The sequence below is a fragment of the Enterococcus sp. 12F9_DIV0723 genome (assembly GCF_002174375.1).
Lineage (GTDB): Bacteria > Bacillota > Bacilli > Lactobacillales > Enterococcaceae > Enterococcus_A > Enterococcus_A gilvus.
This window is the reverse complement of the sequence record NZ_NIBK01000001.1, coordinates 1,543,539-1,557,562: the sequence shown is the minus strand read 5'-3', so window position 1 is coordinate 1,557,562 and position 14,024 is coordinate 1,543,539. Positions and strand designations below refer to the sequence as shown.

At 38.4% G+C, this 14,024-nt stretch carries 15 protein-coding genes and 2 pseudogenes; 1 reads left to right on the top strand and 16 read right to left on the bottom strand.

From position 1 onward, the window contains the following. The first annotated feature begins 330 nt into the window (after positions 1-330). Positions 331-584 (top strand): annotated as a pseudogene (locus tag A5868_RS07445) (hypothetical protein). 548 nt (positions 585-1,132) lie between these two features. On the opposite strand, the pseudogene A5868_RS07435 reads toward A5868_RS07445, so the two are convergent. The 16 genes and pseudogenes from A5868_RS07435 to A5868_RS18985 all read right to left on the bottom strand — a co-directional run. Continuing rightward, a pseudogene (locus tag A5868_RS07435) lies at positions 1,133-1,936 on the bottom strand (N-acetylmuramoyl-L-alanine amidase); the annotation flags it as partial. A gap of 13 nt (positions 1,937-1,949) precedes the next feature. Then, positions 1,950-2,162 (bottom strand): phage holin, encoded by a 213-nt coding sequence (locus tag A5868_RS07430; protein WP_086303994.1) that lies wholly within the window; start codon positions 2,160-2,162, stop codon positions 1,950-1,952. A 12-nt stretch (positions 2,163-2,174) separates the two neighbouring features. Beyond that, on the bottom strand, positions 2,175-2,417 hold the full coding sequence (locus tag A5868_RS07425; protein WP_086303996.1) for a hemolysin XhlA family protein: 243 nt from the start codon (positions 2,415-2,417) through the stop codon (positions 2,175-2,177). Positions 2,418-2,468: 51 nt separating this feature from the next. Continuing rightward, positions 2,469-3,404 (bottom strand): hypothetical protein, encoded by a 936-nt coding sequence (locus tag A5868_RS07420; protein WP_086303998.1) that lies wholly within the window; start codon positions 3,402-3,404, stop codon positions 2,469-2,471. After that, the gene (locus tag A5868_RS18990; RefSeq protein WP_176281304.1) at positions 3,405-3,557 is read right to left on the bottom strand and encodes a hypothetical protein; all 153 of its coding nucleotides are present in this window, start codon (positions 3,555-3,557) and stop codon (positions 3,405-3,407) included. Beyond that, positions 3,558-6,179, bottom strand: coding sequence for a hypothetical protein (locus A5868_RS07415; RefSeq protein WP_086304000.1), 2,622 nt, complete (start codon positions 6,177-6,179; stop codon positions 3,558-3,560). Between the two features lie 9 nt (positions 6,180-6,188). After that, positions 6,189-6,548, bottom strand: coding sequence for a DUF6711 family protein (locus A5868_RS07410; RefSeq protein ID WP_086304002.1), 360 nt, complete (start codon positions 6,546-6,548; stop codon positions 6,189-6,191). Between the two features lie 11 nt (positions 6,549-6,559). Beyond that, entirely contained in the window at positions 6,560-10,987 is a 4,428-nt protein-coding gene (locus A5868_RS07405) for a hypothetical protein (protein WP_086304004.1), read from the bottom strand. Further along, positions 10,974-11,339 (bottom strand): hypothetical protein, encoded by a 366-nt coding sequence (locus A5868_RS07400; protein WP_086304006.1) that lies wholly within the window; start codon positions 11,337-11,339, stop codon positions 10,974-10,976. Before A5868_RS07400 ends, A5868_RS07405 begins: the two co-directional genes overlap by 14 nt. 32 nt (positions 11,340-11,371) lie before the next feature. Further along, entirely contained in the window at positions 11,372-11,746 is a 375-nt protein-coding gene (locus A5868_RS07395) for a DUF6096 family protein (protein ID WP_086304008.1), read from the bottom strand. A gap of 75 nt (positions 11,747-11,821) precedes the next feature. Beyond that, on the bottom strand, positions 11,822-12,256 hold the full coding sequence (locus tag A5868_RS07390) for a phage tail tube protein (protein WP_086304010.1): 435 nt from the start codon (positions 12,254-12,256) through the stop codon (positions 11,822-11,824). 15 nt (positions 12,257-12,271) lie between these two features. Next, on the bottom strand, positions 12,272-12,637 hold the full coding sequence (locus tag A5868_RS07385) for a hypothetical protein (RefSeq protein WP_086304012.1): 366 nt from the start codon (positions 12,635-12,637) through the stop codon (positions 12,272-12,274). Beyond that, entirely contained in the window at positions 12,634-13,173 is a 540-nt protein-coding gene (locus A5868_RS07380; protein ID WP_086304014.1) for a hypothetical protein, read from the bottom strand. Before A5868_RS07380 ends, A5868_RS07385 begins: the two co-directional genes overlap by 4 nt. Continuing rightward, a complete protein-coding gene (locus tag A5868_RS07375) occupies positions 13,163-13,516 on the bottom strand; it encodes a hypothetical protein (protein WP_086304458.1) in 354 nt (117 codons plus the stop codon). Before A5868_RS07375 ends, A5868_RS07380 begins: the two co-directional genes overlap by 11 nt. A gap of 8 nt (positions 13,517-13,524) precedes the next feature. Next, positions 13,525-13,857: a phage head-tail connector protein gene (locus A5868_RS07370; RefSeq protein WP_086304016.1), complete on the bottom strand. Its 333-nt coding sequence runs from the start codon at positions 13,855-13,857 to the stop codon at positions 13,525-13,527. 3 nt (positions 13,858-13,860) lie between these two features. Continuing rightward, positions 13,861-14,013 carry a hypothetical protein gene (locus A5868_RS18985; protein ID WP_176281305.1) on the bottom strand — a complete coding sequence of 51 codons (153 nt, stop codon included), beginning with the start codon at positions 14,011-14,013 and terminating at the stop codon, positions 13,861-13,863. Positions 14,014-14,024: the final 11 nt, after the last annotated feature.

The following is a 14,024-nucleotide window of genomic DNA, read 5'->3' as shown; positions in this document are numbered from 1 at the left end:
TCCTTGTACTATTATAAATATAGAATCATTTAAATTATTTTTTCTTAGGTTCATCCTCGTCCATTTTCAGAACGGCCATGAAGGCTTCTTATCTTATTCCTTGATTCACAAAGGCTCAAGAATTCCTCAAGAGGTTTAATAATACCTAGACAAATATACTTCATCAGGGAACAAATATCAAATTCAAGCTCTAACGATATTTGTGATTACTCATACAGTTTTTAGCTTTGGGCGGCGATATGACGAACAATCAAATTTAATAAATTGTTCCCCTTCACAACTAGAACATATGTTTGTACGATGTGAATATCTTATTCTAGGGGTGATCGTATGAAATCGTTAAATGGTATTGTAAGTAGCGTAAAAATTCTTAAGTATTCGGAACGTCCCTCGTCTATTTTAAGCTTGATGATAGCAGCTGCTTGATTGCTGGCCACTCGTTGAATTTTCTTGCAGATGTAGAGGATGGAATGCGGATCGCTGTTGCTGGCGAGTACAATAGTAGGAAACAGTTTGTGGTGAAGAAGTATGCAGTTATTGGGAAAACGAAGATCATGATGGAGTTTGAAATGATGAGAATATAAATACCCACTCTCTAGTAGGATAAAGAGTGGGCAAAAGAAAGCGAGAGTGGACTACTCTCTAATTAATAGTTTAGCACTTTTAGGTTTCAGTGCAATAAAAAAAACAGGCACCTATCGCCAGGGTGCCCGCCCTCCCTAAAAGGGAGTAGAAATGGATAGTTTCTGATTGTCAGTTTAGCATAAAACGGTTTCAACAACAAGAATTATACAATGTAAATAGATCTTTGATCGGTTTAAAAAATATGCTAGAATTTGATTCGGATAGAGTCCAGCGGAAGAAGGTAGAACATTAAGGCCAGTGAATTGCTAAAGAGACTAACGGAAAATCCTTTTCATGAAGAATACAAAGGGATATATACACAAGTGGGCAGCACCCTTGTGCCTTTGACTACTGCTAAACCTGATGATGAAGGAAACTTAGTATTTTTTCATCTGAACAAAAAATCACCTATGAGTATAAAAACTTTCTTCTCAATTTTATTAATCCACAAAAATAGAAACGTTTTCTATTGGAGCTGTCTCTTATACACATCTAGATGTGTATAAGAGACAGTTGCTAATTCTTTGCCAGTGGTCCGATCAATAATAAATACATATTGATACTTGTAATTAGCGATATGCCAACCACGAGCCTTCAAGGTGTTTCCGATTCTCCCCCATTGATCAACATGAGCATGGTTGCCTTTGCCATCATTCATTACGGAATATCCTGATCCTGCGGTAGTTGGGTCTACGGGTTTGCTTGGAGTCGGTGCAGGCTTGTTCTCGTTTGACTCAAACCCATACTTCACATCATGCGCAAATTGCGCTTGAGACACACCCTGACTTGCTAAATAGCCATACGGGTCCGTATGATCGCCCCACCAATTCGTAGAAATGTGTTGGTGACTGATGACCCCTTTGCCGCCTACTGGACTGTCTACAGTAAGAGGAATATTAAACCGTTTCGCACTGTCACGAATTAATTCAATATAAACCTTATAATTTTGTTTAAATAGTGCAGGATTTGGCGTCGCTTGTAATTCAATTTGTACTGGTGAATTTGCATTGGCATAAGAACCACCTCCGTACTGCACATAACCTGGTTCACCTACTTGGTAAACAATTCCATCACCAACGATATAAGCAGTGTAGGCATTTGCCCAATTTCGTTTCATGAAGGTCGCTTCGTTACGACCTGTTGCATTTGGATTTGCAGTATCATGCGCCACAATATAATTTGGATTCGCTCGAATTGAACTCCCCTCACCAGGACCTAAATTAAATTCGTTGTTAACCGTGTACGCAAGCCCATGAATCGGCAATAAAAAAAGAGCCATCACCAGGCTCAATAAAGTAATTTTCTTTTTCATTCTAGTCCTCCTACTATTCTTTTTCATCATCGGGAAACATCTTGTATGTCCGGTTGGACACTCCTAAAACTGTTCCCAGAAAAGCGCCTAATCCAGTAATGATAATTACTACAACATCGGTATATTCCCAGTTGACTGCCTTTCCTACTAAGCCAACAAAAGTGGCAAATGCGGGTATGACAATCAATGCAATCCATTTAAGAATTTCAAACGTCTTATTTTGCATGCGATTCACCTCCTATAACTTAGTTAAGAAATAGCCTAATATAGTAATGCCTAAACCGATCATGTAACCCCATGACCATTTATTGTTTGCCTTCATTTCCTTTATGTCTTCTGCATTGTTAATCGCTAAGGCATGCGCTTTGTCGGCAACATCTTTTGCGCTGTCCGCTTTCTCTCTCAATGTTTCGTAGTTATCTAATTTTGTTTCAATACGAACCAATCGTTCTACGACATCCTGTAAAGCATCTTCTTTCATAACTCACCAACTTTTCTAAAAATAAAAAGCACACTCGAAAGTGTGCTGGATCTAATCGCCTAACCGTTCCATGGTAAAGAAATCCATATTGATAAATTGTAAAGCATTCGTTGTGTTATTCGAGTCCGATGCACACCAGAATTTATCTCCAACTTTACATTGTCGTATCTGTTGTCCAAATTGACGGTTTCTGTTTTGAATGGTACCACCGCATGGGAACATATCTAACTTTATTTCCGAACCACTAATTACATCCTTATGCACCAAACTTACATAATGCCAAAGAGTAACAGTTGTACGAAATTGTCGCTTGCAGACACCACTAATCAAATATTGGCCAGATTTAATAACTACGACTTCCCCATCTGAATTGACTGTAAAATAAGGCTGTTCATCCTGAAATGTTCCAGCTCGATAAGTGTCCGAAATACCAAAATTGCCAAAACTAACGTTTGATGGATCAGTAACTTGTCTGTTTTCGCCTAAAACAATTTGTTTACCACGTTTTAATAGTTGTTTTGTCTCCCACCCAGCTAACAATTTAGGATTAACTATTCTATCTGCAGTTTCCCCTTCGTCTATTTCTTCCTCAGTTGCCATACGAGCATCTATGTGCTGCTTCACACCCATTGGTGTCACGAATTTATTTGGTGCAATTCCTTGCTCTGCGTCTGTCTGATTAGCCGTAGTATAGTTGTCTACATTACTTAGCCCAACTTGTGCTTTAGTAACACCATGTGGATTATTTTTATTTGATGAATGAGAAGTAAACTCAGTTTTACTGGCCTGCTCCACATTTGCTACATTGCCTAAGCCAACCTGAGCCTTTGTTACCTTGTGAGGATTAGTCGTATTTTTATCATGTTCGTCTAGTCCAATATCCAAATGATTCATTCTTTCGGCAGTGACTACAGCACCAGCTTGAATATTTTCTTCTTCAGTTTTATTATCATCGTAAGGTACCCAATTTTGCTGTTCGTAGGACATTTACTCACCTTCTTTTGTAACTTTTTGTTTATTATTTTGTATTTGTTCCAAAGCTACTTTTAATGTAGCGTTTTCCAGTTCTACTTGAGACAGTTTTTTTAATAATTGATCAATGACGCTTTCCGCATTTACTTCAAAACTACTATCATTCATTTAATTCACCTTCTCATAATTTAATATTTGATTAGAGTTTCTCTCTGTCATGTCAGTCATACTTATTGGATATTGAAGTAATTTTGGAGCTTTATCGTTATTGCTAGACAAAGTTTCCAAATAGAATTCTTCGTATCCTTTTCTATAAGCAACTATTTGCCAACTAAATTTTATGTTGGGTTTGTCAGACTTGACCATAAAACGATCATGTTCCAAATAACATGCATGAACATTTGCATTTTCATATGGGGATACAAAAACATGATAGTTTTTTGAATCCGTATTGATAGTTTCCAAGAAAATATTTTCGATATCTACCTCTGCGTAACCATCATCGTTAGTGATAGCCTTGCCATATGTCGCAAATAAGTATTCTGGAGTTTCATAAGCATATAGTAATCGCTCACCATAATTCTCAGTCCTTACAATAGAACTTTTTGTGCCATACACATAAAAAGATTTATCTACTGAAGCATCGCTCGTGATTCTACAAGATGTTCCTCTCAACTGAATTGAGTTATTTGTCATAAAATTCATAATGCCTTCAGTATTTATAGAAAATCCAGTATTCGTTAAGTAGAGATATTTGTTACCTCCTATATCTGCTCTGAAAGCATTACTGCGTAAATACAAATTTCTATACGTCCCACTGTCATTCGCACTATAAGAAAAACCTGTTCTTTCCACACTGAAACTTAAAGTATTCCCTTTTGACGAATAAAGACTTAGTCTATCTAAGTCAAAGTTTAATTGCATCGTGCTAGTTGAACCATATGCAGTGATAAAATTTCTACCTAGTTTATTACTTTTTAAATTGAAGGTTCCACCATCTTCTACTGTGAAGTACATCACACCTTCATTTTGGTTTCTGATCGCACTATATATTTCAAATACCTTTTTCCCATCAGAGTTTCTGTTCCACCGAATTGCTCCATTATCTAAGGTCATATTGTAATCTATCCCTGTAGATGTGATTTTAGAACCTGATATAGTTGCTCCTTTAATCGTTATAGCATTAAGTATCCCTGTGGATATTGACGAAGCATCAAGATTAATGACTCGTATTTTAGAAGCATCTAGGGTTCCGACGCTAATAGTTCCGGCATCAACTGATCCAATCATTGCTGAAGTGATTATGGCTTTGTCAATCTTCGTCTCGTTCGTTAACCATAACTTAGCGCCCTTAATTTTCAGCCATTCTTTGCCGTCCATTTCTGTACTGAGATTAATGGTCTTGACGATTTCGTCCTTAGGAGTACTATCTTCAATTTGCTTCTTAATACTTTCTTCGAGAGCTGTAGAAGTTGTCATTACCCACTCAAAGACTCCTGGAGAAGTCTGCTTGTAAACCCAAATTTCATCATCGGGCCCATTCTTTTTAAACCAAATGTCGCCTTCCTTGGGATTTTGAGGCTCTTCTGTACCTTCATACACATTATTTTTACCCGCTGCATCAATTCTATAATCCATATCATCAAGTTTCTGTTGGAGCGGACCTTTGAAAGATGACACATTGGATGAATAAGCTTTCGAATCTGCGCTTATCACGGAACTAAAACCACCATCGAACGTCATTGAATAATTCAAAACAGGAGACTTGAAATTTTTTCCTTCTCTATCTGTCAGGGTGACCCAATCGCCTACCTCAATAGCGGGGTTCCCTCTCCATTTCACATTAATTGGGAAAAAATTGATGTATCTTATTTTCTGGAAAATATCATCCAATAAAGTTTGGGTCATGACATTATTTTCAAGAGAAATCTGCGCACCGTTTTTTGATCCAGACTGCAGAATTGTCGTTTCGTTACTTGATCCTTCTGTCGGATTTACAACTTTACAAGACAATCCTCTTGGCTGATAAAGTAACTCGTTTTTAGTAAGACCTTTCAAAAAATATTCGTTAGGATCTATTTTGAAGTTCGGATCTGATAGTGTTCGAATAGCTAGCTTACCTTCTCTATCAAAACAAGCAAAACCACCTTCAAATTGCCCGATTAATCCTATTGCCTGTCTAAACGTGTATCCTGTCGGATTATTAATGGAGTAATTACTCAAATGATTAAATGATATTGGATCGATAACGGCTCCACTTTTATTTGCTATCTCTAATGCTACGTCGCTTAGTTTTGCAGGAAAGTTCAGGTTAGATTCGTATGTTGACTCCATGAAGATAAAGCCATCTCTTGCTTCAACTGTAGTAGTTTTCTCGTTTCTGTCTGGATCAACTCGACCTGAAACGTAGAACGTCCCTAGCGGTACAAACTCATATCTATCAGCAACATAGCTGACTAACCTGGCTCTTCCAACGCGTGCTCTATTTACCTTCGAAACATTATTTATATTAGAAGGTAGCCCCGTTCCTCGTATTTTAAACCCGATTTCAACTTTAATTTCATCGAGTTCCTTAAAATTCTCAATGATTTCCGAGAAAACAATCTTTAGTGTCGCAGATTGTGTGGAACCAATCTGGAACCTTTCCCCTCCTAAAGCCCCCATTGAATAATCAATCATCTTGATACTATCTTTAAAGTAAATTGTTTTGTTATTAATAATTACACGAGTGAAAACTTCACGTTCTTTGTCTTTGCAGGCTTCAAAAAACTCACTTGTTACTGTCAGCATTCTTCTCACCTACTTTTCTATTAACGACACGGACAACCCCTGCCACATCATTTTTGAAAATTTTGCGTTCCAAGAATAAACTGGGACTGTTCTATCACCACAATAAAATGTTTTCGTAATTACCCCTGCTTCCTTGGGATCTAAATACCTAACTGTGAAGAAAGCTGCATCAAACAAACGTAAAATTAAAGAGACCTCTGAAGTATCCAAAGGTCCCCACTTTACGTCCAATTTAGTTTTACTCCCTAAAATATCTCTAACCATCTCTCCATTCGCATTTCGGCCACTAGAGCCACTATCTAAGGTTTGGATACTCACACTAAGTTCTTTTGGTGTAGCCACCTTTGATCCCGAAATTATAAAATCCATATTTCTCCCCCTTATAAGTTTAGCTCTACAGTACCTATTTGTTCATGGTACTGATTGATACCTTTAACGGCCACTTGCCCAAAATGAGTAGAATCTATTTCAAGAATCACTTCTATTGGTTGGTCGCCACCGGTTGAATTTATATTCCCCAAAGCTTTGATGATCGCGTTAGCAATGGATTCACCTAAATTGGATAATAAGTTATTAGATAGTCCTTCCATACCGTTTCCCGAAATAGACATTCTTGATGTTCCTTTCTTACCTGAGCTTCCACCTGAATAGTTTTCAGAAGACTCTCTGAACACATCTGGCATAGATAAATCTGGGATACCATCATACCCCATGAAATCAAGTGCTTCATTAATTCTTTGAAATGCGAGTTGCGGTTTGGTAACGGGTACGACCCATTCAGTATCGTCGCCTTCAGCCATTTTGTACCATCCAAAATTATCGACGCGCCCACCATTAGCAAAGCCTTTTTTATTCCTGCTATTTTCTCGATCTAATCTAAATAATTCAGATATTCGATCACTAACTACGCGATAAGCACTAGATTTTATTTTTTTAGCAGCACCCATCGCCATCGAGGCTCCCGGTTCTGGAATACCTGAAATATCAACAAACTTTTCAAATGCCCTGTCTAGTAACGAACTAGGACTTATTGAACCGAAGAAATCTTTCACACTATCAATTAATCCACCCTTATAATGAGGAATGTTACTCATAAAGTTACTAGTATCTCTACCATTTAATACTTGAGTCCCTTTAGGAAGATTGACCATGTAGTCTTTTTGATTTGGAAACATACCCATTTGTCCATTCGGCAATTTATACATTTCACGCCAATTGCTGCCGCTTCCATCGTTTACCATAGCTAATCCGCCAGGATGTGAATTGGTGCCTGTTGCATAACTAAAGTATGGAACTTGCCAAGATGATAGTCGCCATCCAGCACCCAAGCTACTCATCACCCAGTTAACTCCTGAGATAATGCCGTTAACACCTTTACCGATACCAGAGGCTAATCCATTCGCAATATTATTCATCGCTTGTTTAATAGACTGTAAACCATCAGATAAGCCTTTTGCGATATTTCCAGGTAAATCTTTTGCCCATCCGCCAATCTTTCCAAATACTTCAGAGGCAGTATCCTTAACCCCATGTAATGATTTTCCAAGATTATCTTTCATAGATGAAAATGCCGTTTCAGCTTTACTTCTAGCCGTTTCTGCACCAGATCGAACTTTTTCTGAAATGTCAGACCATTTTGATTGTGCTGAAGATCTTATATCATCAAATTTACTTTTTGTTCCATCTGCGAGATTTCTGAACTTCTCTTCTGCCCAATCTTTTGCCTGTCCTGCCTTATCACGAACAGTGTTAGCTGTGTTGGTAAATTTATCTCTAGCAGCATTATAAATATCATTGGCTTTTGAAGTAACTGCATTCTTTGCAGCTTCCCATTTTTCTGATGTCCAATTCTTTACGTTATCCCAAGCCGTTGAGGTTGCATTTTTTATTGCATCCCATTTTTCGCCGATCCAATCTTTTAATTGTCCAGCTTTCTCTTTGATAACGTCCCAATTCTTATAAAGTAGTACTCCAGCCGCAATTAAAGTGCCAATGACTATTACTACAATCCCAATTGGACTAGTAAGAAAAGCAATAGCTGCCCCTAAAGCTCCAGTAACTCCCGTGGCAATAACCGCAACTGTGTTCCAAATTGCTAGCGCTGCATTTACCAGTCCTAATGCTGTAGCAAATGATCCGATAACTATTACAAAGTTTGAAAAACCTTCTTGGTGTTCTGATATCCAATTACCAATGTTTGAAAGAGTATCCCCTAGCTTTTTCAAGACATCTACTATGACACCTCCGGTCCATTCAGCTAGTGGTTTTAATATAGAGTTCCACAAGAAATCAAAAGCCGGTTTACAACCATTTATAATACCATTTACGAGATCAATCGCTCCCGCCAACGCATCAAAGAATGCTGGAATCAGCTTTTCTATTGTAAAGCCTGCTAATGGCAATAGAACATTTTTATAAAACCATTCCAGACCAGCACCGATATTCTTGGTTAACGGCTGTATTGATTTCAACAATCCATCTATTGACTGTAACAAAGGGGTGAAATCGAGCTTTTTAGCCCATTCAGCTGTTGCTTTCGTAATATTATTAATATTTACTAGTAAACCTTCAAAAATACCTAAAATACGTCTAAATATCGATTCACCGATGTTTCCAGTTTGCCACGCAATTGAAAGACGATCGGCCAAATTGATAATAGTATTGTTGATGTTTGTAAATATTTCAAGAATATTTGCTGCTATACGTTCGCCCACTCCGTCATTCCAAGCGTTTCTAAATGATACTGCAATTTGATGGAGCAACTCTAATATAGAGTTGAACATATCGAAAATCGATTGGATTAATGCTGTTCCTCGACCATTGTCTTCCCAAGCTCTCTTAAAGGCACCTGCAATATCCCCAATAATACTTAGTACGTCTGCCAAGAGGATTAGAAGATTCTCAACAAACCTTTGACCGGTTCCATTGGTCCAAACTTCCATGAACGATTCACCTATCGCTTGAATCAATCCGACAACTTCTCTAAGAGCGTATTTCCAGGCGTCAATGACTTTTTGACCTTGTGCATCCCAGGCTTTTTTTATAGGGTCAAAAAGTTGAGACATAATATCTTTAAATTTTTTGGCAAAGTCCGTTAACCATTTGGGCGTTTCTGGAACTGTTGCTGAACCAAAATCAGCCCAAGGCGCTTTACTCCCTCCAGCATTAGGATTCTTAGGTTTCGAAGGAATTTCTTGCGGTACAAAAGGGTCCGAGAAATCTTCATCAGAGTCATTGCTAAAATCTAAAATATTTAATTCGTCAAACCCTGCTAGTAATCGTTTATATTCTTTGACTTTTTTTCTTGCCGCTTCAGTTTGGTCATGTTGTGCTTTTAGCTGCTTATTAGAATCACGTATGGATTGTGCCATTTCATCATAGCCGTCTGAGGCGTCAGAAGCAGCACTACCCGTATCATCTAGGGCTTGCACGTTATTCATTAATCCTTGCGCTCCATTAAATGCATCGCCGATGTTCATTCCGAAAAGCGTGGATATAAATCCAGCAATGTAGCCTGTAACTTTAGCTAATGCTGACATTAATGCATTTATCGCTGGTAACGCTGCTTGGTAGATTGGATAAAACGCTGTTAATAAATTGACTTTTATTTGATTTAAACTAGCTGAAAACTGTGCGTTCGTTTGTAACGCTTTAAAAAGCCCTCCTGCTAGTGTCATAACTCCTTGATACAAGAAGGTGAACAAGAACAACTGTGACCATAGCATTTTCATGGATCGGCCAAAGCCACCCATACCCTGAGCCATTCTAGATGTTCCGTTAGTGACTTGCTTCGATTGTCGATCAAAAAGACCACCAAATCGACCGATGGAATTACTCATCATGTTCTTAAATCGAGAAAAAAGTCCTTCGGATTGTTTCGTAGACCCCGAAAGATTTCTCATGCCATTTGCTGCCATACGAGCTTTTACAGGTTGCTCGCCAAGTTCCGTATTTACACTAGACAACGCTGTCTTTAGAACGCCAGAACGATCTTCCAACTGAGCATATGAACGTTGTAAAGCATCATTGTCTGCAATCATTTTTTCCATTTTTGCTGATTGTTTGGTTATTGCTTCCGCGGTCTTGGTTGATCGTGGAGTATCCTGAACGCCTGTGGATTTCCACTTTCCAGATGAAAAACTTCCTGTTTCTGTTTGTTGCATCTTCATTTCATTTTTCAGCGCCTTGACTTTGGCTCTCATAGACTCGATTTGACGTTCGTTGCCTTCCATCTTCGACGAAATGCTTGATAAGGAGTTGGGGATAGCGTCATACTCGGATTTTAAGCCTCTCACAATTGATTGCGCCTGTTGTTGTGACTTGTTCATCTGAATTTGTGCTTTGGAAATTTGTTCGCCTATTCTAGACTCACTTTTCGTGTCACCAGATAATCGAGCACCGTTTTTATTAGCCTGCAAATTAGAAATTCGTTGTTGTGCTGCTTTCGCTTGCTGCATTTGCGTGTTCACTTTATCAACTGCCGTTTGGACATCCTTTGTCATTTTCACAGCGCCTTTAGACACACCTGCAGAAAGTGATTTCCCAACTTCTTCGCCATTTCTGGAAGCTGATTGATTCATTCGCTTCAACATAGAATCAAAATTCGAATTCATTTTCTCAAATTGCTTGGTAAATTTATCGAACCCTTTAGAATCTGATAAATTTTTTTCTACCGCATCCATTCCTTGACTGGATGAACCTTTGACTCGACTCATCATTGAGTCCATTTTTTGTTCAAATCGAGCGACCTTTTCCTCAATAGGACTCAGGTCACCATCAAAGACGACCTCAAGTCTATCCAGTTCCATGATCTATCCCCTCCTTTTCCTGTTTATTTTTCCGTTTTCGTGTTGCTTTTATCATTTCAGTTCGTTCAATCATTCGTGCCTTCATAATTTCCCAAGCTTGTGGCTGATTCGATTGTTCCTGTTTATCTTCATTTTTCAAGAATGGATAGTGTTGATCTGGTTTAGGCATTTTCTTCGGATCATTAAAACCATATGCATTCAATTGTGCTGCTTTATAATCCATCATGGCTTTTTCTTCTAGCTGCTGCTTTCTAATCGCAACATTTGCTTCCGCTTGTAACACTATTTCTTCATAGGTCATTGACCAATATTTCTCTGCAGGTATCCCAGCTTCTACAGCCTTGGGATACATTTCTTCTAGTAATTCAGAAAAAGAGGAGAACCTTATACCAGGCTCTCCTCCTCGTTCTTCTCTTCGCCGATTAAATCGGTTCTGTCCGTCTCTTCCTCTGAGCCGAAAAAACCTGCTTCTTCCATCAATTTTTGGATAACTTCCAATAATTTCATCATTGAGCCGCCATTATTTACATACTCATCGTACATCTCAGGCATATCTGCCATTTTGATATTGGCTGTTTGATTCGTTGCATGAATAATCGTTAGCATCTCGCCTAAACGCGGCATCTTAAATCCGCCATTCCCGCTCATCATGATGCCGAACAGTGATTTACCTAATCGTTTTTCAATATCCACTGTCGCTTTTCCGTCTAATACTAAAGATAATGTTTTCTTTCCAAATTCGACTTTCATTGGTTTCATATTTTTTCCTCCTAATAGTTGAATAGGGCCAAGAGCTATTTCTTAACCGTATAGTTTTTCATCAATTTATTTCTCTTACGCCCAATCTGGCCCATCAGAAACAGTTACAGATAAAGTAAACTGATACGCTCCATTTACTTCACCAGAACCCATTTTCACTGTCACTCCGCCAGTAAATGTGCATTTAGCTCCATCAGGATAAGACAATTCAAATTGCGCTTCTTTGCCTGAGGTTTGCACTGCCTTCAATTTAGTGAATACTGATTTGTCATACAAGAAAGTGAACTCTAATGAATCCATATCTTGAATACCGGAAATATATTTTTTATTTGCATCTTTCAACGTTGTAACATCGACCTGTTCTGGATCTCCGCCAATTTCAGGAACAGCTTGTAATCCTTCAATCTCAGTAAAGGCAGTCTCTGAGCCTGATTTCATGGATAATGCTGTGTCTTTAGTTAGCAACCCAGCAAATAGTTGTAAGTTCAACGGCAAAATTGTTTTCTTCATGGTATTTCCTCCTAATTATTGGTATACAAAAAGCGTTCGGTTATCTACCACTCCTCGGAATGTTAGAATCGAACGCTTCAATGCATCTTGATTGCCATCATCACTGGCTATATTTTTAAATCCTATTTCTTTCAATACTTTGATTATTTCATTTTGAATTGTTGATAATGATTTACTTCCATACAAATCAACTTTTACTGTCCATTCAGTTAACGCTTCTTTATCAGATATATCTTTCTTGTGTGGCTTTGCTTTTGTCGAATAAATAGCCGCAGGCATTTGTGCCCATGTATTAGGGTATTCAGCAGATACGAGCTTCAGCTCGACTACCTTTTTCAACTGAGTAACAATATCAGACTTTATGTTATAACGCTCTGTCATAGTTTTCTCAGTCCTTCCTGCACGCGATCTTTATAAATGTCGTCGGCTATTTCAATCACTTCTTTCATTGACGGATATAGCCAAGGTCTAGCCGGCTGTCCATGCGTCATAAAGAAATCTTGACCTTTGATAGTCACTCTTGGAATTCCATACACTGTTTCAAGGTCAACTGGCGTTTTGTGAGTAGGGATAAACCACCGTTCGGTAGAATACACGGGGTTCACCCCTGGCGGTAAATCTTTTGGCGATTCGGCCCCAACAGGTCCAGTACCAAATTCACGAAACAATGCTTCAATCTTGTCTGACCACACACGACCGATTACTTTGCCTTTACCATCAATTACGACTTCTTGTTTTGGAGAGCCGCTTAATTCGCCTGATCCATACTTAATTGACGATTGCAGCCGACTTGAGGCTCTCGCTACCGTTTCATCTACAATATCGAATGTCGCTTCGAAAACAGCATCTTCCATCACTTTAGGAATCGCTCGTATTTTCGACATCAAACGGTCAGCACCTCTGAACTCAACGCCCATCTTCATCACCTAGTTTCTTCAATGTCACACTACAATGAGTAGAAAATGTTTGAATGGCTACAATTTCATAATCTGGTTCTGTATCTTTACTCACATAAAGACAAATACCATCTTTTTCATTTTGTCCTTCTTTGATTTGATCACCCTGATATTTACAGGACTTGATATAAGGAAGACTCTGCCCATATACAGAAGCCATGACTTGTCCACCAGCTGACTGAACATTCATTTGAAGTTCTGTTGAATCGGTCGAGAACCCTTCTTGAAAGTTTCCTTCATCATCCTGACCAGTTAGTCGCTGCTTTAAATAAACAGTTGAAAGATCTTTCGGTCGTAATCTCATAGCAACCATTAGAACGACCTCACTTTCGCGACACGGTATCGATTCAATTTGGACCGAATCTTTCTGGGAATACCAACTTCAAAAGATTGAGAGACGCCACCTTCAGATCGCGACGTCTCTCCTTCTACTCCTTCTATATTTCTTCGGAAAATGTAAATATCTTTTACTGCTGAAGCCATATTTCCCATGATCGTATCCCGATTACAGTAATCTAGTGCATCAATCACTGCATCTTTGAGATCGTCAGCTAAAACTGCTAACTCTGCTTCTCCAGAGATAGAGAATTTCCTTGAAAGTTCTTCTTTCAAATCCTCAATAAGTTTTTGATTAGTTTGGTTCATAAGCTAATCCTCCTTTGAGGTTCCAGCCTTTTTTGTTACTTTTTGCTCAGAAAACAGATCTGAAACAAAATACTTTTTATCAATAGTTAATTCGTCGTCTTTTTCGTATCGGTTTCCATCATAGAAAACCGGTAAGTTAATTACTTTTACTTTCATACAATTCTCCT

Coding starts and splice junctions, on each gene's coding strand:
- A5868_RS07415 (WP_086304000.1), bottom strand. CDS start 6,179: ATGCTGACAGTAACAAGTGAGTTTTTTGAAGCCTGCAAAGACAAAGAA.
- A5868_RS18985 (WP_176281305.1), bottom strand. CDS start 14,013: ATGAAAGTAAAAGTAATTAACTTACCGGTTTTCTATGATGGAAACCGA.
- A5868_RS07410 (WP_086304002.1), bottom strand. CDS start 6,548: ATGGATTTTATAATTTCGGGATCAAAGGTGGCTACACCAAAAGAACTT.
- A5868_RS07430 (WP_086303994.1), bottom strand. CDS start 2,162: ATGCAAAATAAGACGTTTGAAATTCTTAAATGGATTGCATTGATTGTC.
- A5868_RS07420 (WP_086303998.1), bottom strand. CDS start 3,404: ATGTCCTACGAACAGCAAAATTGGGTACCTTACGATGATAATAAAACT.
- A5868_RS07405 (WP_086304004.1), bottom strand. CDS start 10,987: ATGGAACTGGATAGACTTGAGGTCGTCTTTGATGGTGACCTGAGTCCT.
- A5868_RS07385 (WP_086304012.1), bottom strand. CDS start 12,637: ATGACAGAGCGTTATAACATAAAGTCTGATATTGTTACTCAGTTGAAA.
- A5868_RS07375 (WP_086304458.1), bottom strand. CDS start 13,516: ATGAGATTACGACCGAAAGATCTTTCAACTGTTTATTTAAAGCAGCGA.
- A5868_RS07370 (WP_086304016.1), bottom strand. CDS start 13,857: ATGAACCAAACTAATCAAAAACTTATTGAGGATTTGAAAGAAGAACTT.
- A5868_RS07400 (WP_086304006.1), bottom strand. CDS start 11,339: ATGTATCCCAAGGCTGTAGAAGCTGGGATACCTGCAGAGAAATATTGG.
- A5868_RS18990 (WP_176281304.1), bottom strand. CDS start 3,557: ATGAATGATAGTAGTTTTGAAGTAAATGCGGAAAGCGTCATTGATCAA.
- A5868_RS07390 (WP_086304010.1), bottom strand. CDS start 12,256: ATGAAGAAAACAATTTTGCCGTTGAACTTACAACTATTTGCTGGGTTG.
- A5868_RS07425 (WP_086303996.1), bottom strand. CDS start 2,417: ATGAAAGAAGATGCTTTACAGGATGTCGTAGAACGATTGGTTCGTATT.
- A5868_RS07380 (WP_086304014.1), bottom strand. CDS start 13,173: ATGGGCGTTGAGTTCAGAGGTGCTGACCGTTTGATGTCGAAAATACGA.
- A5868_RS07395 (WP_086304008.1), bottom strand. CDS start 11,746: ATGAAACCAATGAAAGTCGAATTTGGAAAGAAAACATTATCTTTAGTA.